Annotated in this window: 19 protein-coding genes and 3 pseudogenes; 10 read left to right on the top strand and 12 right to left on the bottom strand. The window is 67.1% G+C overall.

Annotated features, from left to right (window positions below; genetic code table 11):
- Positions 1–13: 13 nt before the first annotated feature.
- Positions 14–742 carry a 2OG-Fe dioxygenase family protein gene (locus tag AC5677_RS40360; protein ID WP_497192817.1) on the bottom strand — a complete coding sequence of 243 codons (729 nt, stop codon included), beginning with the start codon at positions 740–742 and terminating at the stop codon, positions 14–16.
- 1,257 nt (positions 743–1,999) lie between these two features.
- Between AC5677_RS40360 and AC5677_RS40355 the strand changes: the two genes are divergently transcribed.
- Together AC5677_RS40355 and AC5677_RS40350 are read left to right on the top strand one after the other, a co-directional pair.
- On the top strand, positions 2,000–3,184 hold the full coding sequence (locus tag AC5677_RS40355; protein WP_497192816.1) for a macrolide family glycosyltransferase: 1,185 nt from the start codon (positions 2,000–2,002) through the stop codon (positions 3,182–3,184).
- A 72-nt stretch (positions 3,185–3,256) separates the two neighbouring features.
- Positions 3,257–3,466, top strand: a pseudogene (locus AC5677_RS40350) (site-specific integrase); the annotation flags it as partial.
- A gap of 42 nt (positions 3,467–3,508) precedes the next feature.
- Here AC5677_RS40350 and AC5677_RS40345 read toward each other — a convergent pair.
- Positions 3,509–4,111 (bottom strand): TetR/AcrR family transcriptional regulator, encoded by a 603-nt coding sequence (locus AC5677_RS40345; RefSeq protein ID WP_497192815.1) that lies wholly within the window; start codon positions 4,109–4,111, stop codon positions 3,509–3,511.
- Positions 4,112–4,183: 72 nt separating this feature from the next.
- Here AC5677_RS40345 and AC5677_RS40340 point away from each other — a divergent pair, with 72 nt between their 5' ends.
- Together AC5677_RS40340 and AC5677_RS40335 are read left to right on the top strand one after the other, a co-directional pair.
- Positions 4,184–5,005: a class I SAM-dependent methyltransferase gene (locus AC5677_RS40340; RefSeq protein WP_497192814.1), complete on the top strand. Its 822-nt coding sequence runs from the start codon at positions 4,184–4,186 to the stop codon at positions 5,003–5,005.
- A 405-nt stretch (positions 5,006–5,410) separates the two neighbouring features.
- Positions 5,411–5,830 (top strand): annotated as a pseudogene (locus tag AC5677_RS40335) (transposase); the annotation flags it as partial.
- Positions 5,831–5,924: 94 nt separating this feature from the next.
- Here AC5677_RS40335 and AC5677_RS40330 read toward each other — a convergent pair.
- Both AC5677_RS40330 and AC5677_RS40325 read right to left on the bottom strand, forming a co-directional pair.
- The gene (locus tag AC5677_RS40330; protein ID WP_497196962.1) at positions 5,925–6,401 is read right to left on the bottom strand and encodes a hypothetical protein; all 477 of its coding nucleotides are present in this window, start codon (positions 6,399–6,401) and stop codon (positions 5,925–5,927) included.
- Between the two features lie 137 nt (positions 6,402–6,538).
- Positions 6,539–6,844 carry a DUF1330 domain-containing protein gene (locus AC5677_RS40325; RefSeq protein ID WP_497192813.1) on the bottom strand — a complete coding sequence of 102 codons (306 nt, stop codon included), beginning with the start codon at positions 6,842–6,844 and terminating at the stop codon, positions 6,539–6,541.
- A 188-nt stretch (positions 6,845–7,032) separates the two neighbouring features.
- Here AC5677_RS40325 and AC5677_RS40320 point away from each other — a divergent pair, with 188 nt between their 5' ends.
- Positions 7,033–7,935 (top strand): LysR family transcriptional regulator, encoded by a 903-nt coding sequence (locus tag AC5677_RS40320; protein ID WP_497192812.1) that lies wholly within the window; start codon positions 7,033–7,035, stop codon positions 7,933–7,935.
- Between the two features lie 298 nt (positions 7,936–8,233).
- Entirely contained in the window at positions 8,234–8,512 is a 279-nt protein-coding gene (locus tag AC5677_RS40315; RefSeq protein WP_497192811.1) for a hypothetical protein, read from the top strand.
- Between the two features lie 14 nt (positions 8,513–8,526).
- Here AC5677_RS40315 and AC5677_RS40310 read toward each other — a convergent pair whose 3' ends face one another.
- From AC5677_RS40310 to AC5677_RS40300, 3 genes are all read right to left on the bottom strand, one after another.
- Positions 8,527–8,799, bottom strand: a complete 273-nt coding sequence (locus AC5677_RS40310) for a hypothetical protein (protein WP_497192810.1) — start codon at positions 8,797–8,799, stop codon at positions 8,527–8,529.
- Positions 8,800–8,946: 147 nt separating this feature from the next.
- Positions 8,947–11,601, bottom strand: a complete 2,655-nt coding sequence (locus AC5677_RS40305) for a tyrosine-type recombinase/integrase (RefSeq protein ID WP_497192809.1) — start codon at positions 11,599–11,601, stop codon at positions 8,947–8,949.
- Positions 11,602–12,172: 571 nt separating this feature from the next.
- Positions 12,173–12,967, bottom strand: coding sequence for an SDR family NAD(P)-dependent oxidoreductase (locus AC5677_RS40300; RefSeq protein WP_497192808.1), 795 nt, complete (start codon positions 12,965–12,967; stop codon positions 12,173–12,175).
- Positions 12,968–13,379: 412 nt separating this feature from the next.
- Here AC5677_RS40300 and AC5677_RS40295 point away from each other — a divergent pair, with 412 nt between their 5' ends.
- The 3 genes from AC5677_RS40295 (at position 13,380) to AC5677_RS40285 (ending at position 16,123) form a co-directional block, all read left to right on the top strand.
- Positions 13,380–13,934: a hypothetical protein gene (locus AC5677_RS40295; RefSeq protein WP_497192807.1), complete on the top strand. Its 555-nt coding sequence runs from the start codon at positions 13,380–13,382 to the stop codon at positions 13,932–13,934.
- Positions 13,935–14,207: 273 nt separating this feature from the next.
- Positions 14,208–14,813 carry an ArsR/SmtB family transcription factor gene (locus AC5677_RS40290; protein ID WP_497192806.1) on the top strand — a complete coding sequence of 202 codons (606 nt, stop codon included), beginning with the start codon at positions 14,208–14,210 and terminating at the stop codon, positions 14,811–14,813.
- Entirely contained in the window at positions 14,810–16,123 is a 1,314-nt protein-coding gene (locus AC5677_RS40285; protein WP_497192805.1) for an MFS transporter, read from the top strand. The genes AC5677_RS40290 and AC5677_RS40285 overlap by 4 nt, the downstream gene beginning before the upstream one ends.
- A gap of 201 nt (positions 16,124–16,324) precedes the next feature.
- On the opposite strand, the gene AC5677_RS40280 is transcribed toward AC5677_RS40285, so the two are convergent.
- A complete protein-coding gene (locus AC5677_RS40280) occupies positions 16,325–17,485 on the bottom strand; it encodes a BUD32 family EKC/KEOPS complex subunit (protein WP_497192804.1) in 1,161 nt (386 codons plus the stop codon).
- 136 nt (positions 17,486–17,621) lie between these two features.
- Here AC5677_RS40280 and AC5677_RS40275 point away from each other — a divergent pair.
- A pseudogene (locus AC5677_RS40275) lies at positions 17,622–18,324 on the top strand (transposase family protein); the annotation flags it as partial.
- Between the two features lie 40 nt (positions 18,325–18,364).
- On the opposite strand, the gene AC5677_RS40270 reads toward AC5677_RS40275, so the two are convergent.
- The 4 genes from AC5677_RS40270 to AC5677_RS40255 all read right to left on the bottom strand — a co-directional run bounded on the left by AC5677_RS40270 (position 18,365) and on the right by AC5677_RS40255 (position 21,244).
- Positions 18,365–18,649: a hypothetical protein gene (locus AC5677_RS40270; RefSeq protein WP_497192803.1), complete on the bottom strand. Its 285-nt coding sequence runs from the start codon at positions 18,647–18,649 to the stop codon at positions 18,365–18,367.
- Between the two features lie 318 nt (positions 18,650–18,967).
- Positions 18,968–19,189: a hypothetical protein gene (locus AC5677_RS40265; protein WP_497192802.1), complete on the bottom strand. Its 222-nt coding sequence runs from the start codon at positions 19,187–19,189 to the stop codon at positions 18,968–18,970.
- Between the two features lie 375 nt (positions 19,190–19,564).
- A complete protein-coding gene (locus AC5677_RS40260; protein WP_497192801.1) occupies positions 19,565–20,569 on the bottom strand; it encodes a HEAT repeat domain-containing protein in 1,005 nt (334 codons plus the stop codon).
- Positions 20,570–20,572: 3 nt separating this feature from the next.
- Positions 20,573–21,244 (bottom strand): HEAT repeat domain-containing protein, encoded by a 672-nt coding sequence (locus AC5677_RS40255; protein WP_497192800.1) that lies wholly within the window; start codon positions 21,242–21,244, stop codon positions 20,573–20,575.
- Positions 21,245–21,769: the final 525 nt, after the last annotated feature.

Here is a 21,769-nt window from a genome sequence, read left to right as displayed (position 1 = left end):
GGTATGTCCCTGGTCAGTTCTGGGTGCGGGTGAACATGGCGATAAGAACGTCCCGGTGGCCTTGGCCGCCGGCGACGGACGGAACGAGCGGAGTCACGCTGTGCAGGAGCCGCTCGTCGTCCGCGAACAGGAACTCGCCCGGATCGGACAGCACAACTTCCTGGAGGCACTCTTGCGTCTGGGCGTCGTAAACCGCGCTGGCTCCGCCCTCAATGGAATTCCGTTCGATAAGCAGGGTCAGCACGAAGTCGACGCCGTCGCGGTGCATCCCCTCGGGCGTGGGCTGCCCGTCTTCGTGGCTCCGGGCCAGGATGCGGTTCTGAAAGGTCTGAATCTTCCAGGTAGCTGCTGCTCCCACGGTCTGCGTCAGCGCGCCGGCGCACCATTGGAAGACCGACCGCAGGACGGGGCCCTCCGCGACATGGGATTCGAAGGGATCGAAGTGCCGCTCGATCCCTCCGTTCAGGTAATTGACCTCCGTCGTCTGCGAGTAAGGAACATGTGCCAAGAGGGCCATGCTGTCGTCGGCGGTGTCGTACGAGAACTCCGAATAGCGGCGCTCACGATAAGTGCCGCCATCGGCCATGTAGCCGTCCTGACTGAGGTTGTTCCAGCTGTCGGCGAACTGCTTCCATTCGGCGCTCTGCACGAGCTGCGCATCCAGCACCGTGCTGAGCTTCTCGTGGATGTACCCCTGACTGGCCAAGGGCGTCACGGGAGTGGGGGTGACAGGTTCGTTCATGATTGATCCTCTGATGCGGTGCACATGCACGAGGCGTGTACGCATGGAGTGTTCGCGCCCAGTTGCTCAAGGGATCGAATCGAGCAGGACGCGAACGGGATAGCAGCTGCGCCCTCGAAGCTGCGGCCGAGTCGGACGCTCGGTGGCGTCAACGTATCGCCAGTGGATCTTGGACTGGGGAGCACTGTCCGTACGTGCGCACAGACCAGAGGAGCCGGTTTCGCGATGGAAGGGCGCAATAGATCCCTCCTGAAGCCCGACAGGAAGGATATTTTTCTCGCCACGGCGCCACCTTCAAGAAAATTTACATGCCGGACGCCTCAAACAGAGCACTCGTTGCAGATGCACCGGAATCGTCGCTTAAGCGCGCACCAAGTGAAGATGATCACAGACGGGACGGCTGAGGAGTCGCGTCGTCTGGCTGAAACCGTAGCCCCGAACCGACGCCGAATTCCTGGGTGAGGTAACCCCGTTGGCCCCCCCGGCCTCGTGGCTCATGTCGTCGATCACCCTTCTTCCGCGACCAGGAAGTCGGCCGGCTCGACCAGGCTCCAGGTCAAAACGGAAGCGGTGGACCCTGCGCCAGCGCAACGAGACGTCCTGCGCGAGGCCTCCGAAGCACTTGCCTGCAACGTCGCGGTCAGCCTGGAACGGATCCTGCCCACCGATGCCCTCGGGCCGGCCCTCGAGGGCGCCGTGCTCCATCCCGGTGGTACGTCGGGCACATCATGCGTCAGGCCCACGAGCGGTGGGACATCCCGTCCGAAGAGACGATTCGCCGCACGCTGCGGCAGGCCCTCGCCTTCGACGGTGAGCTGAACAAAGAGGCCCGCGAGACGTACTTCGCGCTGCCCTCGCCCCGCGAGCACACCGACGACCGACAACGACCGCCGACGCGAGGGGGCCGAACTGTCTTGGGGGCTCAGGTGCCGGCGGCGCAGCTCCGCGCCGCCGTACCGCCTGCCCTTCGCCCGAACGTTACGCGCCGGGGCGAGCGCCGCCGCCTTGCGCCTGGTGACACGCTCCTTACCGACTCTTACCGGCTCTTACCGGCATCCCCGGTCCGACAGAGGGACCGAGAGCAGCGCAAGCATGACGGCCGGTACGGCCCGGCTGTATTTCGTCGAAGACATGACAATTCCCAAAGGCGGGGGCGTGCATGTGCGTTACCTGCAGCGGGGTTTGAACTCGCGGTGGGCAAGCGGCAATTCGTAGGCCGGCGCGACGTGGAAATCCCGGCTCGGTAGAATCTCGGGCATGGCCAAACACTTGTTATTCGTGACCCTTTTCGGCCACGGACACGTCAATCCCACACTGCCCTTGGTCGAGGAACTCGTGCGGCGGGGGCACCGGGTCGACTACGCCACCAGCGCGGAGCATGCCGACGCGGTAACCAAGGCGGGAGCGTGCTGGGTGGAGCTGCGGGCATCGCCCGAACTGCTCGCCGCGCCGCCACGGGACTTCGGTCCCGAAGCCATCGGCGCCTGGATGCGCCTCCTCTTCGCGGAGATGAGTCGCGCGGTGTACCCGGCGCTGCGGGAATACTGCGCCGCCGAGACGCCGGACGCGATCTGTTACGACGGCTTCAACTGGCCGGCCCGGATCGTCGCCCAGCAACTGGGCATACCGGCAGTCCGGTCCATTCCCAACTTCGCGTCGAACGAGAATTTTTCACTGTTCGATGTCATGAAGCAGGGACCCGGCGACGAGAACCCCATGCTGTCCCAACTCGCCGCCAGCTGTGCGGAATTCACCGCCGAACACGGTGTCGCGCTCGACCCGGCGAACGTCCTGAACGCCACCGAAGATCTGAACCTTGTGTACATACCGCGGCAGTTCCAGCCGGCGGGCGACACCTTCGATGAACGGTTCCACTTCATAGGCCCCTCGCTGGGTAGCCGCGAGCACTCCGAACCATGGTCGCCCGCCGATCCCGAGGCGCCGGTACTGTTCATCTCGCTCGGAACGGTCTTCAACGACCGGCCCGATTTCTATCGCACCTGCATCGACGCCTTCGGTGACGGTCGCTATCAAGTGGCCATGAGCGTGGGTGGTCTGGACCCGGCACTGCTCGGAGAAATCCCGTCGACCATCGACGTCCGATCGCATTTCCCGCAGCTGGCCGTGCTGCAGCATGCTGACGCCTTCGTCTCCCACACCGGAATGAACTCCACCATGGAGGCCCTGTATTACGGGGTGGGACTGATTGCCGTCCCGCAAATGCCCGAGCAGGCCGCCAATGCCGGGCGGGTTCAGGAACTGGGCCTCGGCGAGCGGCTGGACCCCGCCACGGTGACCGCCGAGTCGTTGCGTGCCGTGGTCGACCGAATTGTGGCCGATGACGCGGTGCGCGCCAATCTCGACCAGATGCGCAAGGTCGTCAGGGAGAGCGGAGGAGCAGTCCGCGGCGCGGAACTGATTGAGGAATATCTCCGCCGCTGAACGCTGCCGCACAACGCCGGGGCGCGATCACGCGCCCCGGCTTTCGGCGGTTCACCGCTTCGCGACCTGTTCGCCCTACCCGGGCCCGGCACCGGCTGGGACCCCCACGAGTGATGCCATTCGCGGCTGACGCATCTGGGCGAGCAGGGCGCGGCCGAGCTGATGCTGATGGCCAGGTCCCGGCACAAGAAGGCGGAGAATGTCCGCCGCTATTTCAAGCCCTCCCCCGATGCGATCGCCGCACTCACCAGCATGCTCGCGCCCGGCGACAGCCGACGCTGAGGCGCCTTGTCGGCGCGGACAGTTGCGAGCCGCGAGTCAGGTTCAGCGTGGCCGCCGTTGCACGACGTCGGCGAGCACCGTGGTCACCAGCTTGTTGACGGTTGCCGTGGTCGGCGGCTCGGGGTCGCGGTCCGCGAACAGGAGATGCCCGCCTCCGACCAAGGAGAGGGTGAGTGAGTCGATGTCGGCGTCGGCCGCGATACGGCCCATTGCGCGCTCGTCGGCCAGGTAGGCGGAGACCGCGGTCGCGACCTGGGCGAGGATCGCGATGCCGCCTCCGGGCCTGGCTTGCCGCAGCCGCGCGCGCAACTCGTCCCGGAAAGTGATGAGCGGGATGATCGCCACGGGAACCGGTCCGAACAGGGTGATCAGCGCGCCGGTGAGGTTTTCGGCCACGGTGCGGGTGCCGACGGTCTCGGACAGCGCATGCGCTTGCGTCTCGAGCTGTGCCGCCCGGTCGAGCACGAGGTCGGTGAGGAAAGCGTCGAAGTCGGTGAAGTGCCGGTGCAGGACGCCTTTGGCGCAGGCTGCCTCGTCGGTGACGGCCCGGCTGGTCAGCCCGTTCGGGCCATCTCGCAGCAGCACGCGTTCGGCGGCGTCGAACAGTTGCTGCCGCGCGTCGCGAAGGTGTACCCCGGTCGGCACTTGTAGATCCTCTCGTGCGCCAGGCTCCTGGCATCCGTTGGCATATGGGCGCTCGCCCACTAGAGTGAACGCATGCCCACTTTACCGCGAGAGCTACCCGAACCGGCGCAGCCGCATCAGGCTCGGCAGACGGCCGAATCGTTCGGCACGGACGCGCAACGCTACGACCAGGCCCGACCCGACTACCCCGATGACCTAGTGGCGCGTATCGTCGCCGGGAGTCCAGGGCCTGACGTGCTCGACGTCGGCTGCGGCACCGGCATCGCGGCCCGTCAGTTCCAGGCCGCCGGCTGCGCCGTGCTCGGCATCGAGCCGGATGCGCGGATGGCCGACCTCGCGCAAGTCCGCGGCCTGCAGGTCGAGGTGGCGACCTTCGAAGCCTGGGAGCCGACCGGCCGAATGTTCGACGCCTTGATCGCGGCCCAGTCGTGGCACTGGGTGGACCCGGTCGCCGGCGCCGTGAAGGCGGCCCAGGTGCTGCGCCCGAACGGGCGCCTGGCGATCTTCGGGCACGTATTCGAACCGCCTGCCGAGGTGGCCGAGCCGTTCGCGGCTGCTTACCGTCGGGTGGCTCCCGACTCCCCGTTCAGCAATCAGCCGGCTCGACGTCCGCTGGAGATGTACCAAGCGGGGTACGCGAAGACCGCCGACAAGATCCGCGAGACCGAGCAGTTCAACGACCCGGAACAATGGCGATTCGACTGGGAGCAGTCCTACACGCGCGACCAGTGGCTGGACCTGCTCCCCACTACCGGCGGCCTCACCCGACTTCGCCCCGATCAGCTGGCCGAGATACTGGGCGCGGTCGGCCGTGCCATCGACACTCTGGGCGGCCGCTTCACGATGCACTACACCACTCTGGCGACCACCGCCGTACGCGCCGGCACCCCTTGATCCGCTGCCGCACGCTCGCACGGGCCCGCGCACGTTACTCGTCCTCGGACACGTCCGGATCGCGTAGCGGGCGCAGGCCCCCTCCACTGGTTCGGGCGGCGCTTCATCGTCCGAGGACCTGTGGTTGTTCACGAGAAATGGTTCTGGCTCAACTTCCGTGACGCGGGCGCGGTCAGTAACCGCTGGAGGTCCTGCCGACCTGCGGAACGTTGCCTGAAAATGATCTGCGGCGATCTTGGGTGGCTGACAGTTCGGGGCCGTGGAAGAGAAGGTGCTCCAGCTGGAGGAGCTGCTGTTTCCGGCGGTCGTGGACGTGGCGGTACCGTCGGTGGACGTCAGCGGCGATGCGGTACAGATCGAGGCTCGCAGTACGACGGCTGGCTCTGCTTGTCCGGGCTGCGGTAGGTGGTCGAGTCGGTTCACAGTTCCTACCTGCGGTTTCCCGCCGATGTACCCAGCGCGGGGCGGCGGGTGGTGTTATGTCTGCGGGTCCGCCGGTTCGCCTGCCCGCTCGCTTCGTGTGTGCGGCGAACGTTCGTCGAGCAGGTACGAGGGCTGACCCGGCGGTACAGCCAGTGGACCGAGCGGCTGCGCTCAACGCTGGCCGCGGTCGGTCTCACGCTGGCCGGCCGGGCTGGCGCCTTCGGGGTGTCCGTGAGCCGCAGCGCGGCGCTGCGGCTGGTCGACGCCCTGCCAGAACCGGAAGTACCGGCCCCGCGGGTGGTCGGCGTCGATGAGTACGCGACGCGCAAGGGTCGCAACTACGGCACCGTGCTGGTCGATGTCGAGACTCGTCGGCCGGTAGGCCTGCTTCCCGACCGGGAGGCGTCGAGCCTGGCCGCATGGCTGACGAAGCGGCCTGGCGTCGAGGTGGTCTTCCGGGATCGGGTCACCGCTTCGCCGACCGGACCCGCGACCGTCACGCTGACGTCCACGCGCTGCTGGCAGCTGGCCCCAGCCGACGCTCGATCGAAGGCAGCTCGGCATGACCTACCGCACCGTCAAACGCCTCGCGGACGCCGCGACCCCCGAAGACCTCTTCCGCGGCCAGTGGCAGAGCCGCCCGTCCGTCCTCGATGAGGAGATGGTGCTGCTCGGCTACACCGGCAGCTATCAGCGAGTTCGCGCCTACTTCCGCACCAAGCGCCTCTCGACAGACCCGATCACCGCATCCCCGCCATCGCCCCGCACCGTCGCCGGCTGGATACTCCGCCACCCCGACGCCCTCACCGAGGTCGAACAACTTCGACTCAAGGCGGTCCTGGTCCACTGCCCCGAACTGGATGCCCTCACCGGACACGTCCGCTCCTTCGCCCGGCTGCTCATCGAACGCCAGGGTGAACTGCTCCCGCAGTGGCTGGACGCCGTTCGGCGAGACGCCCTGCCCGGCCTCCACACTCTCGCCGCAGGCATCGACCGCGACCGCGACGCCGTCATCGCCGGACTCATCGCTTCGAACTCGTCTCGTGAGTCGTCGTTCAGCACCGTGTGCGTATCAGGTGACGGATGCTCAGCGATTGCTGGGCCCGCCGGTCAGTCGATGCCTTCGATGATGCGGAAGTCGCGCTCGACGCCGTCGGGGAGGGCCACCAGCGCCTTCTGGTATGCCTCGCTCTCGTATGCCGCGACGGCTTGTTCAAAGCTGTCGAACTCGATCAGAACGGCGCGTTGCGTGATTCCGGCCTCATGGGCGACGACTCGACCACCACGGGACGGGATCCGGGACAGGGTGCGCCCGCCCCCAGCCTGGACAGCCGGACCGGCCAGCTTGTCGTAGGCAGTCAGCCCCTCAGGGTCGGAAATGGCGGGGTAGACACTGACCCAGTAACCCTTAGCCATGGAAACCTCCTGTGTTCGGCCGGACACGTCCGACTTCGAATTGACACTCAGATCGATCGATCCCGGCGACGGGTACTGCGGTCAGTTGAACCGTCATATGCGCAGGTTAGGGCTTGATGCGCGGTCGAGGGAAAGACCGGTACGGGATAGGCTCAGAACGGATCGTTATCAATCGGCAGGGAGGGCACGTGGCGCCGGATACGGTGAGCCTGCGGTACTTCCTGGTGCTGGCGCAGGAATTGAACTTCACCCGCGCGGCCGCCCGGATCGGTATCGCGCAGCCCGCACTCAGCGCCCGGATGCGCCGATTGGAGGCGGAACTCGGTACGGCCCTGCTGGTCCGCAACACGCGTAGCGTCGTACTGACCACGGCCGGTGCGGCTCTGGCGGAGTCCGCGCCGCCCGCGCTGGCGGCGCTGGACCGGGCATGGGACACCGCCCGGAGCGCGGCGGCCGGTGAACTGGGCACGCTGCGCATCGGATACAGCCTCAGCGCCGGGGCCGAGACGGCACCGGCGCTGGTGGACAGGCTGATTCGCGGCAACAGCGGACTCGAGGTCGGCGCGGTCCCGATGGCGACACCGGAGATCTCCCCCGCGGTCGCCGACGGCCGCATCGATGCCGGGATCACCCGCGGTGAACAGCCGGGCCGTGGCGTGCGCCGGTACCTGCTGCGGCGTGCGCGCATCGGGGTCCAGCTGGCGCAGCACCATCCGCTGGCCGAACAGCCGGAGATCGAGATCGCCGACGCGGCCGCGTATCCGCTGCGACTTCCCGACCGTGCGGCCAACCCCGTGATCCACGATCAGCTGTCCGCACTGTTCCGAGACACCCGACCACACCCCCGATTCCACACGCCCGCAGTCTCTTTCGACATGTCTCAGCGCGACCTGCGCGACGGGGTCACCCTCGCCCCGGCCGGAGAAGCCGCGGCCACGGCACAACCGGCCGGTCTCACCTGGCGACCGCTGCGGGGCGCGCCCAGCCTGACGATCCACCTGGTCCTCCCACGCGAGCAGTCGCCACTACACCGCCGCATCCGTGCCGTCGCCAAAACCCTGGCGCACGAGCTGCACTGGCTGCCGGACTGACGCGCAAGAGGTCAAGCGAGACGGACGCCTGCGGTGGCGAGGCCGAAGACCTTGCGCCCGGCGGACTTCGCGGTGATGACGACAACGGCGGTCTTGCCGAATGTCCGGCACGACCTCGCTACGCCGGCGGATCAGCATCCGATGATGGCCCCGGGGCCGGTCCGAGTCGTACACCGCGGCGACGTCCTCGCCCAGCCCGAGACCTCGGCGGATACCGCGCCTTCGCCGACGCCGAACCGGACAAGCACGGGTAACCGGCGGGAACGCCCGCCGTCAACGGCGTCCATGACGTCGGTCAATGCTTAACGCCAACCACTGGATCACCGACTGGCAGTGGTCCGAGTTCACGCCCGCGTGGTCCAGTGCCGACGAACGGCTCAAGCCGTTCGTCGGCCAGGAACTCCGCGAAGCTTCACTGCTTGAGTGGCGCCCGTCAGGCCAGGACTTGGCCGATGGCACCATCGCTGTGGAGTTCGCCTTCGATGCGGGTCGCTTCTGCATCGCGAACGGCCTCGACGAGAACAGCATCGAAGTCGGGGATCCCCATCCAGCTTTCGTTCGTCATCAGCTGGGCTGATGAGGGTCCGCTGATCACGTTGGCGTCCGTTGGATCTCGACGACCGGCAGCACGGTTGCCCGGGCTGGGATGCCTATTTGTAGGGGTGTGGGGCCAGCTGGGGTGGGGGTGTCGGCGAGTCTGTTGAGGAGCCGGTCGAGCGCGCTCTGGCCGTCGGTGACGGCCGCTTGTTCGTCATCGGTGAGTGGGATGGAGACGGCCATCCTCTGCACGTTGTCTTTGGTTTCCAGGAGTTGAGCTCTGGTGGAGTCCTTGGGGGTGTAGAAGTCGCAGCGTGCGCATGCCATGCGGTGCTGGCACTGCTCGAAGAAGGTGTAGGTGCAGTAGCCGTGGCCGAGGTCGTAGTGCTGCCAGGGTTCGCCAGCCGAGGCGGCGCTGGAGGCGACTGCGTCGCGGTCGACCTGGACCTCGATGGTGCGGACGTTCCGTTCGAATTAGCCGGCTTCGGAGTATGCCTTCGACAGGGTGTTCGGTGTGAACTTCGCGTAGTACTGGGTGGATTGAGGTGATCGGTGTCCGAGCCAGGCTTGCAGTTCGAACAGCGTCATCGGTTCTTTGGCGTTGTAGAGCTGGCTCGCGATGGTGGACCTGGCGCGGTGGCTGGTGATGTTGCCGCGGATGTCGGCGGCAGGGACGCCGGCCTTGCGGCAGAGCATCGGTATGACCGTGTTGTTGATGTAGTGCGTGGAAACGCGCCGGGCCCGGATGGCGAACAACAGGTCAACGCGCTCGCCGGTGCGGCGGTCGGTGAATTTCGGTTGGTCGGGTCGGATGGCCTGCCAGGCGTCGACGGCTTGGCCGAGGATCGGGTCGACCGGCTTGCTGAAGGCTGTGCCGGTCTTGTGGGGCGGGACGTCGAGGAGACAGACGGTGTCGCGGGCTAGGACCTGCTGTGAGTCACCGGTGATGGGGACGCCGTCGTGCTGCCAACGGATGCAGCCCACCCTCAACCGCGCGATCTCGTTGCTGCGTTGACCGGAGAACAACCAGGTCAGTGTGACCGCCCGGACCAGTTCGAAGGGGTAGAACTGCCCGGCCTGGGACTGTGGGAGATCAGCGGCTTCCAGGTTCAAACCCGCCCACAGAAGCTTCGCCCAGACCTCATCGGCGATCACCCGCGGGTCGGGGCCGAGGAGGGCTTTGATGCTGCGAGGGATCGCCGGCGCGCGCAGTGGGTCGAAGCTGCGGGGCAGCCACTCCCATTCCTGGCAGTCCCTGAAGAACGTCCGCAGCTCGGTGATCTGCCCGGCCTTGGTCGCCGCTTCGAGAGGCTTGCCGAGACGGTCCCCCAGGCCAGCCGTCCGCTGAACGTAGTCACCGACCCTCATCCGGTCCACTGCGGCGATCCAGGTCGCGCAGGTCTGCCGCGTCCAGTCTGTCGGGTCAGCAATGTCGGGCTGTTCCGCGGCTATCCACCGGCCCACCCTGAGGAGGGCGGAACGCATGGCGCCGCGGACGCCCGGGGTGAGCGTAGAGGTGGCATACCAGCGATCGACCCATTGTTCCCACGTCTTCGCGCCGCCGGTCGCCCGTACCGACTGGCGGCCAGTGATGGGCTGCGGAGGATCACAGAAACCGAGTTCGGCAATCGCCCGCCGCGCGGCATGCAGCGTGGAGCGCTGTGAGCCGGCCAGCATCTCCTCGCGCCGGACCCGGTCGAACAGCGAAGTGTCGAGATCCTCAAGATGCGGGCTCCGGTTGAGGAGAAGCAGCTGGCAGACGGCCATCGGCAGCAGCGTGTCGTCGTCCCGCCCCAGTTGATAGCCCCTGGACGCGAGGACCGCGCGGATGCGGGCGATCTCGCTGCTCACCAGGCCGCGTCCGAAGATCCGCCAGGACAGGGTGAGTCGCTGGAAGCTGCCGAGTCGGTGGAATTCGTTAAAGGAGCCCAACAGGTAGGCGTGCGCGGCGAGAGAGGGGCGGACCTCGTCGTTGACCCAGCCCGGGGCGTGCTGGTGGAACTCGGTCTGATTGCGGCCGAGCAGATGGATCCACTCCTGCGGGGTCCATCCCCAAAAGGTTCGGCCGGTCTCCGCGCAACGTGTCAGCAGCACAGCGATCACGTCGAGCATGGCGCGCCGACGGTGCGGGGTGGGTGACGAGTCCAGAGCGGCGTTGACTGCCTCCAGCGGGACCAGCAGACGGCGGATCGCCCGCCAGCCGGCAGCGGACGGGTCGTGGTCCTTGAGCCGGCGCAGATTCCGCACCCCGAGTTCGCTCACTGCCAGTGCCTCGGCGGGCCGGATCTCGACAGCAGTGGCGTAGTGGTCCGGGATGATCGGCCAGGACCAGCGGTCGGGCCTGTTCTCCGCAGGCAGGGCCAGCCGAAATGTACTCACCGTGCCACCTCCGGCGACGTGCCGTTCGAGGAGGTGAGCGCCTCTATTCGCCACGCGTGGATGTGCTCCATACCGCGGGCGGGCTTGTCGGCCAGGTCCCGGCCGGACAGATGGATGTACTGAAGTGTGGAGTCGGTGTGACGGTGGCCGGCGAAGGATGCGATCGCGTGCAACTCCCAGCCCATCCGGGCCAGATCGGTCAGACACAGGTTGCCGAGTGGTGTGCGTGGAGAACTGCGGGACGTCGGCCGTCACGGCGATCCGCCGTATCACCTTCGACCACGTCCACAGGCTCAGCGGCTGGCCGTAGTTGCGCCGTGATTCGGAGAGGAACAGCGGGCCTCTCGCCCGGCTGACCGTGGCCCGGTGGGCGAGGTAGGCCGACATCAGCACTCCGGTCGACGCCGAGTACGGCACCACCCGTTCCAGTCGGTTCTTCGTCGTCTCCGCGCGCACCCGCAACGTACGGTGAGCCGGATCCAGGTCATCAGTCCGCAGCGAGCACAGCTCTTCGCGCCGCAGCGCGGCATCGTAGGCCAGGGCCGGCATCACCCGGTTGCGGACCGGCTCGCCCCGCGCGACCTCCAAGACTCCCAACCACTGCCGTTCGCTGGGAATCCACGGCAGCTTCGTCAGCCGCGGCACCAGGCCACGCTGGTGCCCACCCCAACGACGGCCCGGCGTATAACGGCCCCGGCCCACCGGATTGGACTCCCGCAGTCCCTCTTCCATCAGGAAGTCGTAGAACAACCGCACCGGCACCAGCCGCTAACCGCTAGCCGCTGCTGGATCGTGGCGTTCGCCAGACCCGACCCCGAATCGATCGAGACCACGTTCACGCCCCGACGGTTCGGCCGCAGTCAACTCCCTTACATAGAGGGAATTATGAGACCCACTGGCAGCGAGTGGGGCGACCCCCTCTCGTTCGCACACCACCAGGTACTCGGCCGGCCCGCGGGCGTAGGCATCGACCGTCCGAGGCGCACGACCAAGATCGCACCACACCTGCAGCCAGCCAGCTGCCTGCTCGTGGCGGCCCAGCACCGGCCACTTCTCCGTCACTCCCACAGCGGCGCTCAAGCCGTCTCCCAAGTTCGTGGCTACACCGGGGAAACATGATCACCCCGGCAGATTCCACGTAACTTTTAAGATGCTCAAGCGCCAGATGTCCGGCCGAGCCGGCTTCCAACTCCTCCGGAAACGCGTCCTGTTGTCGTAACGCCCACCGCCGATTGCCCGACCTCTGTCCTGCATCAAGTCCCCGCTCGGCGCGGCGGCCTCGCGTCCGCGGAGGTCAGCGAACGTGGCCCCAAGGAAGCCGTTACGGCACCAAGGCGATGCCTCCGTCGACGCGCAGGTCGATCCCGTTGATGTAGCCGGCCAGCGGACTGGCCAAAAACGTAACGACTGCCGCAATGTCCTCCGCAGTGCCCAGCCGCCCGGCCGGGTTCGGCGCGTACTCGGCTACGACCAGCGGCTCCAGCTCCGCCCACTGCCCCGACCAGCCCCGCGCAGCCGCCCCATCCTCGAACATCTGCCGCATTCCGTCGGTGACAATCACCCCAGGGCTCACGGTATTCGCCGTGATACCCGATCCGGCCAGATGCCGGGCCAAGCTGGTGGTCATGTTGACCACCGCGGCCTTCGCCGCCGAGTACTCAACCATGTTCGGCAACGGAGTCGTCGCGGCCCGGCTGCCCACATTGACAACCCGACCCCATCCGCGCTCACGCATCTGAGGCACCAGGGCTCGGATCATCCGCACTGCCGATACGACGTTGCCGTTCACTGCCTCCAACCATGCGGCCGGCCCCGCAGTCTCCCAGTCATGCTCGACAAACGGACCGGCGTTGTTGACCAGCACCTCCACACCCCACTCACGAGCGCGCTGGGCCACCTGACCGGCGGCATCGTCATCCGTGAGGTCACCCAGCACGACGTCCACCACTCCGCCGGCGACGCTCAGCTCCGCTGCCACCTCGTCGGCACGCACTGGGTCGCGGCCATGCACCAAAACGGCACACCCTTCATCGGCCAGTCGCCGGGCCACCGCCGCACCGATGCCCCCACTGCTCGCCGTGACCAACGCGCGCCGCCCCGCAAGATCAAGATCCATGGTCCGGCAGGCTAGACCACGCCTATGACATTCCCGCCGAACAGACGAGTTCCCGCAAGACGCCACCAAGATCAACAGTCACAGAGCGTAGACACACCACGGAAGTTGATCCAGAGCCAAGACTCGTGAACATCACCCGAGCATGGATCGGGGTGCCTCCCGGGCCCGTGAACAACCGTCGCCGTGGCCCGGGTTCTGACATTCCGTGAAGCGCGCACGTTGTGTGACGGATGGGCGCTCGCCTCGGCCCCCACGAGGTCGCATTCGCAGGCGTTCGGTGAGCGGGATGGACGAGAACAAAACTGGCGACGTGTGGGGCACGGGGCCTGGAGGTTCCGGGAGTGGTGAAGCGTCCGGGGTGGAGTAAGGTTCCCGCCAGGCCGACCAGGCCGCCCCGATTGAGGATCAGCCTTTGACCCCGTACTCCCTGGCGTTCTATGTGGACGTCGTCACTACCGGCACCTTGCTCGGCGTGAGCCCCGCGGACTCTCCCGACCGCGTCACCAGGGTCCTGGGGTCGAACTTCGGTGAGAACACCTTCGGCGACCGCAGCATGTGCCGTGACTACGGCCTGGCCGAGTTCTACTGGGACCGCGCGTGCGCCGACCACCCCTGGTCGGGCAACCACTTCACCCTGCAGGTGCACAGGCTCGCGTACCAGGACCGCACCCTCGTCAACGAGACGCTCCGCGCCCGGTACGGGCGGTTCACCCCCAGGCTTCGGTTCGAAAAGCTGCAAAGCCTACTGAAGCGACGCGGCGTCCCCCTTCTGGAGATCCCGGAAATCCCGGCGAACGCCCCGTACTTCCGAACTTTCTGGCAGCCCGATTCCCGAGTGGCTGTCTCCGTCATCGGTACCTACGGTGAGTACAGCACGCCGGACAATCTGCGGGTCGGCGACGTATACAGCATCCAGGCCCCGATGGCTGCCGAGGAAGTGGAGTGGCGGAGGGCGCGGGTCGGGTAGCACCAGGGCCGGCCGGGGGCTGTCAATTTCGCGCAACTTCCAGAGATCCCGCTGGACCAGCAATTGTCACTCAACGTGCGCGCTTCACGGAATGTGTGCCAGAACCGTGGCCCGTGAACAAAGCCGGCAGCAGCACTTCCAGGTGGCCTCCGGCCAAACCCGGTCCCACCCGCGGCAGGACCGGCGGACGGCCGCCACGACTCAACGCCGAGCCGTGGCGGAATTTTGCAGAGGATCCGTTGCAGAGAACCCTCTGCAACATACGCTGCTGCCATGTCTGAAGAACCCGCACGCGTACCACAACCCGCCAAGCCCACTCGGCGCATTGATGCGCGCAGCCTGCGGGGGTTGGCCCATCCACTGCGGATGAACATCTTCGAACTGCTCAGTCTGGACGGCCCCGCCACCGCCACCCTGCTCGCCGAACGCCTCGGGGAGAACACCGGCACCATCAGTTGGCACCTGCGCCACCTCGCCGAGCACGGCTTCATCGAGGAAGAAATCGGACGGGGCACGAAACGCGAGCGCTGGTGGAGAAGGGTCGGTGTCACGAATGAGCTGAACACGGCCGATTTCCGCGACGATCCCGCAACCCGGGGCGCACTGTCGGTCTACCTGCATGAACTGGTGCACAACTACTTCAGCCGGGTCGTGAACTATGTCAGCGAGGACTGGGACGACAGGTGGCGGAGCGCCGGCACGATCTCGGACTGGCGTGACCTGCGGATGACCCCGAATCAGCTGGAAGCGCTCAACGCGGAGCTGATGGCCGTCATCGCCCGCCATACCCCTGCCCCGGACGCCGAACCCGCCCCGGACGCGTGCCCCGTCGTCGTGCAGCTCCAGTCCTTCCCCCGCAAGAAGCGTGCAACCGCATGAGCCAGGGCATACGCGGTGGCCTCCTGCGCCGCCACCGCGATTTCCGTCTGCTGTGGTGCGGCGAGACCGCCGGCAAGTTCGGCGCGTCCGTCACCGGGGTGGCGATGCCACTGGTGGCCGTCTCCACCTTGCACGCCAGCACGTTCGAGGTCGGCCTGCTGAGCGCCGCCACCTGGGCCCCTTGGATGGTCATCGGTCTCCCGGTCGGTGTCTGGGTGGACCGACTGCGGCGCAGACCGATCATGCTGGCCGCCGCCGCAATCTCCCTCTTACTCTTCGCCTGCGTCCCGGTCACCGCGTGGTCCGGCTGGTTGAGTATCGGACTGCTGCTGACCGTCGCGTTGTTGGCGGGCACGGCAGCGGTGTTCTTCCAGACCGCCTACAGCGCCTATCTCCCCAGCATTCTGGAACCCGATGACCAGCCCGAGGGCAACGCCAAACTGCATGGCAGCGCGTCCACCGCGCAGATTGCCGGGCTCGGCTCCGGCGGCCTGATCGCACAGTTGGCGGGCGCGGTGAACGGAATGTTCGCCAACACCGCGACATTCCTCGTCTCCCTCCTCTGCCTCGCCGGCATCCGGCACCGCGAGCCGGGCGTCACCGGAGCCGGACATCGCCCCAAAGCGCTGGTCGGTGAGGTCCGCGAAGGCCTGCGGCTGATCGCCCTCGACCCCTGGTTCCGCACGCTGACACTCTTCGGAGCCGCCTCCAACCTGGCCCTTATGGGATACCAGTCAATCCAGGTCGTCTTCCTGGTCAGGAGCGTCGGCCTGTCCCCGGGCACGGTCGGCGCGCTCATCGCGGCCACCAGCGCCGGAGGCGTGGCCGGGGCATTCGCCGCACGCCGGGTCGCCGACCGGATCGGCACAGCCCGCGCGACACTGCTGTTCGAGCTGGGACTTCCCATGCTCGCTCTACTCATCCCGCTGACCGTCGGCGGAGCCGGGGTCCTGCTCTTTGTGACAGGCGGCTTCAGCGTCTCCGCGGGCGTCGTGGCCGGCAACACCATCAAGGCGAGCTTCCAGCAACGCTACTGCCCGCCGGATCTCCTCGGTCGCCTCACCGCAAGCACGGCATTCCTCAGTTACGGAACGATCCCCATCGGAGCGTTGCTCGGCGGCACACTCGGAACCGCACTCGGCCTCCGCGCCGCCATGGCCATCACGACAGCGGGGGTCCCGCTCGCCGCACTGATCCTGCTCTTCTCCCCGATCCGGCGTTCCCGAGACCTGCCGACAACCCGCCGGCCGACGAGTAATTCCAAACTTCCGCTGGATTCTGACGGCGAGCCGGTCCTACCTCGTCATTGACCACGTCCGCACCTGGTAGTCGCTCCTCGGAACCGGGCGCCGGAACCTCTCCCGTCGGATCTCACGGGGGGCTTCGCACCCGTGGACACGATGAACTGAGACACAGTCACCCACTCACCGTTAGTGGCCACTGGCGGCCACTAGACGAGTAGTTCCGTTGTCCGAGCTGTTGCGCGGGGTGGATGTCGAGTGCGCGTGTGGTCAGGCCAGCGTCGTGCCCTGGGGTGCTGCTGGAGGCCGACGTAGGGTGACTAATCCATGTCGAGCACCGGCCTCCAGGCGTCCGTCAGTAAATGGAGGAGCGTACATCCCGCCAAGCCGGCGGATCTCCTCCAGTGGATATGGGGTCTGCCTGCTCTGGCGCTGGAACTTGCGGTTGAAGTCGGACATCACTGCGGCAATCGGCGCGTGCCGGGCGATGATCGCCGCGGCCTCCTCTGGGATTCCTGTGGGGCGCTTGCCCTCTGCGCAGGCGCGCACCAGCGCGTAGCGGCCCTCCCGGTCCTCCCTCTGGTACCCGTACAGAGCGGTGACCAGCCAGTTCACCAGATACGTGGCGGTGTAACAGCGGTCGTAGGTCTGGTGCCGGTCGAAGAAGTCGACCTCGTCCTGCGACAGCTCGAACCCGGAGGACAGGGCGAGGCCGTAGTCCGCGAAGTAGAGGCGCCGACCGTCGGTCAGGATGTTCTCGAAGTGCGCGTCGAAGTGAAGGAGCCCGCGGCTGTTCATGAAGGAGGTGCCGGCTGCCAGTTCCCTCTCCACCATGGCAAAGGCCCGGTTGGCGGTTTGGTCTTCTGCTTCGACCTGGGTGCCCAGCCACTGGTGCAGGTTCTGCGGGATGTACTCCAGGAACAGCGCGACGCTCGCCGAGGACTGCTGGAGAGCCAGGATCCGGTTGCGCACCTGCGATCCGTCGCCCCAGTAGGCGACGGCCCGTTCGATGTCGGCCAGTTCTTCGGGCAGGGGCGTCGAGTCGGGCAGCACCCGCCAGTGGTACATCAGGGGGAAGCCCTCGTATTCCGCCGCGAGCACCCAGTTCGTCGTCATGGTGTGCACGGCGAGTTCCCTCCAGGCCCCGAAGCCCGGCGCGCCGATGGTGCCGATACCGTACTGGCAGAAGACGGGCAGATCGAACAGATTCGCCGTGGACCGGACGTGCTCAGGTTGCCTCTCCAGATCGGTGAGGGGTACCCGTTTCACGAAGACCGGGGTACCGGCGACCTCCAGCAAGGCCGATTTCCCGCCGATGCCGGATCCGATCGGCACGGCCGCGTCCACGAGCTCGCGCAGGGTGCGATCACTGCACAAGGCCAGGGATGTCGAGACAGCGCTATGGGCGGTCAGGCGCGAACCGCGCGACATGTCAGGGCACTTCACTGCGGCCTCCACCTTGGTGCCGACCTCGATTCTGCAATGGCTACGCAGTGCCGTCGAGCGCAACGCCGCTGGCGCTGCGGTTTGGCCTCCGGAGCGAGCAGAGGGCGTCCACGATCCGTGTGTGACGACAGAGCTGAACACCCTCCTGACCGCACTCTACGTAAAGATCGACGACGAAATTGGAGGAACCCGGCGCCTCGGTAGACCGCCGCTGCTCAGCAACTCCGAACTCGTCTGTCTTGCTGTGGCCCAGGCCCTGCTCGGGTACCACTCGGAGGCCCGGTGGCTGCACTACGCGAACAAGCACCTGACCGACATGTTCCCGTACCTGCCCCAACGGCCCGGCTACCACAAGCGATTGAAGGCCGCACTGCCGCTGCTCAAGCGCACGATCCGAGACCTCGCCATGGACAGTGACTTCTGGACCGACACGGTATGGATCGCCGGCTCCACCCCGGTGCCGTGCGGCATGTAGCACCCGACCGTCCAGCGTTCGAGCGTGGCGGGCTGGGCCGGCTACGGCTACTGCCGCGTCCCACTCGCGTTTCTTCTGGGGTCTGCGGCTCTACCTGGTATGCGCTGCGACCGGGATGCCGATCATGTGGGCCTTGGCCAACCCGAAGATCGGCGAGCGCGAGGTGTTGGCGGCGATGCTCGAAGCCGACGCCGACTTGGTCGCCCGGCGCGAGGGAATCCTGCTCATCACGGACGAGGGATTCGTGTCCAAGCCGTTCGAGAAGGACCTCGTCACCCAGGTCATCGAGTTGCTGCGGCCGTCGCTCAAGCGGGAGAAGAAGCGCTACGGAGAGCCGATGCTCCGGAATTGTGAGTCCGTGCCATCGAAGCTTGATCGCCGCGGGCGTCCTACCAGCCCATATCCTTGGCCACCTCATTCTGGGCCGCGGCGATCTCCTCCGCCGTGGCATCACTGACGTCCTCGTCCTCCAGGCGCGCCAGCAGGTCTGCGAGCGCCTGCTTCTGAGCCGGATGCGTGATCGGGACCGTGTTCAGGTCGGTGTTGTTCAGCCAGTCGAACAACACGATGGCATCGGAGCGCCACAGGCTGACATCGACGGTTGGTGTGGAGCCCCACGGGAAACCGGTTTCCATGGGGACATCATTCCAGGCCAGCGGGTTGCGGGCCGTCACTGCTCAAGGCGAGCACGCCGGCGTGCTCAACCTTCGGCGGCCCAACCGCACGTACGGCGAACGAGCTGCTGCACCTGCTGGCCGCAACTGAGGAGGGCGGTGTGCACGTCGCACGTCACCTCGCGGGGGCCTGGCGCGGCGCCTGCCCTCCAGGGCTGACCTTCAGCCCCTTCAGTTTTCGCGAACGGCCCCCTCGACTGACAACACCGGCCTGAGACGGACAGCGAAGGATCCCCCGGCGGCTGTGGCAGACCCCGTACACAGACGCGGGCCCGCTGGGCGTCGACCGTTCGCCGGTCCGGCCCAGCAAGAGGCCCTTCAGATGCCGAGTCCGACCAGGGCGCCGAGGTTCGTTTCGTCGCTGGCGCCGTTGGGGCCGATATCTGCGGATGCGGTAGAGGCTGCTCCAAGCGAGAGTGCGATGGCCATCAGGGCGGCCGTGATGAGTGGAGATACGCGACGGCGATGCGTGGATGCTCCCGCGGCGGGGCGCTTGTGGTCGGCGTCGTGGGTGTTCTTCGCCAGGGCTGTGGGGTCCATGGCTCTTGAGGTAGCGGATGGGCGTGCATCTTGCACGTGGCGCGCCGTGGATGTCTCTGGTGGGGCACCGTTCGGCGGTAAGGCGGGTTCGTCATGTACGCCCCTGCCCGCTACTGTCTCTCGCCAAGCAGGCGGAAGCTCCCAGGCATTGCGCGTATTTGTCCCACTTGCCTCGCTCTCCTTGCCCTGCCCACCGACCCGTCGACTGACCTTGACGCCAACAGCTTTGTGGGCGGCGGAAGTTGGTGGCGACGACATCCCGCTGAGTCTTCCCCGGCGCCGCCTCACCGCCCTCCGCCCTCCGCCCTTTTCCGGCTGCCATGGAAGATTGATCAACCAGGCCCCAAGCGCACACAGCGCCCCCGGAGAGAATCGCTACCGTGCGTTGCGTAGCGTGAGAATGTAGGTCGCGGTGAGCGCAACGGCACGGTCTTCATCATGTGACAGTTCTGCGAGGGCACGGGACGTCGTGACCCCCGGGATGTCCGCGAGCGCCTGTGTCAGCCGTCGGCGTGCAGACGATCCCATGGTGTCGTGGGTGAGGCAGTTGACGAGCCTCGTGGCGATCTGATCCGCCAACGCGGGATCATTCGCCAGCGCGCTCAATGCATCGGCGGCGTCGACGTCCTTCGTCTCCTCGACGATCATGTCGACGAGCGTCGGGACCGCGTCGGCCACTCCACGTGTCCCGAGCGCCAGAGCCGCGTATCTGCGGACCACGATGTCGGGGTTCGTGAGGGCGTCCTGCAGCAGTGCGGTCGCCTCGGCGTTCGGCAGCTCGGCGATGGACTGGACGGCACGCTTCCGTACCTCGGCCGCGGGTGAGCCGAGGCCCTTCGCCAGCGGTACCAGCCCACCCTCGCCCGAGTGCGCCAGAGCCCAGCGAAGGGCTCCGGCGACGATTGGGTCCGATTCGCTCAGCACGGCCTCGACCAGTGCTTCCACCGGTGCGGGAACGTCCTCGACCGCGGACAGGGCCGCGCGCTGCCGCGCCCCCGCGCTCTTCGACCGCAACGCCTGGAGGAGCGCGACGGTCTGGAGGACATCCTCCCAGCCGGCGGGTTCCGCGGCACCGATCCGACGGAGTCGCGTGAGCAGCTCCGTTTCCGCTGCGATGCGCTCTCGCGTCTGGCGGATGAGGTCGTCGACGAGCTCCGCGGGCGCGAAGCCGGGGTCATCGAGCGCGCGCCCGACGTCGCGCAGCGACAGCCCCAATGACCGCAGGCTCTCGATGTGGAAGACGCGCCGGATGTTCTCGCTGGAGTACTCCCGATAGCCGGAGTCGGTACGTCCCGTTGGCCGCACCAGGCCGAGCGATTCGTAATGCCTGAGCATGCGGGCGCTGACCCCGGACCGTCGCGCGACATCACCGATCAACACTGCTTACTGCCCCTCCTGGCCGCCCCCGCCGAGGGCTACGACGCGCTTCGCCTCTTCGATCGCGAACTCGAATCCGGCATCCGGGTCGCGCCACAGCCGTTCCGTGGCGATCGCGTGCGCGCGCACGCGAGGGTCGGGATCCGTCGTCGCGGCGCCCAGTGTCGGCAACATCACCTCACCGAGCGCGATCAGCGCCCGGCTGAGGCTCAGTTGCGTCTCGCGTTCGCCGCGCCCGAGCTGCGTCGCCAACACTACGGCCAACTCGCGCTCCTCGCCTTCGGGTACGAGCACCACCGCTGCCCGCCAGGCGCTCCGGGCCACCTCTTCGTCGGCGTCGGACAGCAGCGCCGGTGTGATCACCGGCCACGCCTGCCGATCCCCGATCTTGGACAGCGTGTGCAACGCCTGGCTCCGTGCCTGCGCACGCTCCGAGCGGACTTCGTCGAGAAGCACCGGGACCGTTATCGATGCCGCATGGCGGGTGAGTGCCCACGTCAGCATTTCGCGCACGTAGAACTCGGGTTCGATCGCGCATCGCTCGACGAGCTTGCCGACGAACCCCGGGTCCGGGGCCGTGCCGACCGCGAGCGCCGCCTGCAGCCGGACCGACGAGCTGCTGTTCTCCAGCGCCTGGAGAGCGCGCATCGTGTTCGTGTCCTCTTTCGACATGGTCATGAGAACCACCTCCTTGGCGACAGTGAAGGCCTTGTCACGGTGTCAAGGTCAAGCGGAGCCGGGTCGGGCGATGGCCAGGCATCCTCGGACCAGCGAGTCCGGTGCTAGGCATCCTCGGACCACCGAGTCCGGTGCTAGGCACCCTCGGACCACCGAGTCCGGTGCTTGTCACGTCGGACGAGCCGTGCGGACGTCGTGAGACGGGGTCCGTCGGGGCCGCTCGCCCGGGAATCCGGTGCGCGGGCACAATCAGCAGCCGCGCCTCCCCCTCCTGATCCCGTTCTCCTGTTCCCCGGTGTCGCGGCATGCGGCAGCCTCGCCGCAGCGCTACGGGCCGAGGCGGAAGGCTGCCTCGGCGCCGTCCCCGTCACGTCCCCGGAGGTTGCTCCGCTGCTTCACGCGAGCGTCGCAAGCGCCCTGCCGCACCGCGAGCCGCTACAGATCAGCGCATGGCAGGACCGTCACGAATCCGCCAGCCGCGACGGCAAGGAGTCCGGCGGCCATCCGCTGCCGAAAGGGCAGGAT

The organism is Streptomyces sp. JLSY215 (genome assembly GCF_059682825.1).
Note: the sequence above shows the minus strand (reverse complement) of the source record. Positions and strands in the feature narration are given on the sequence as shown.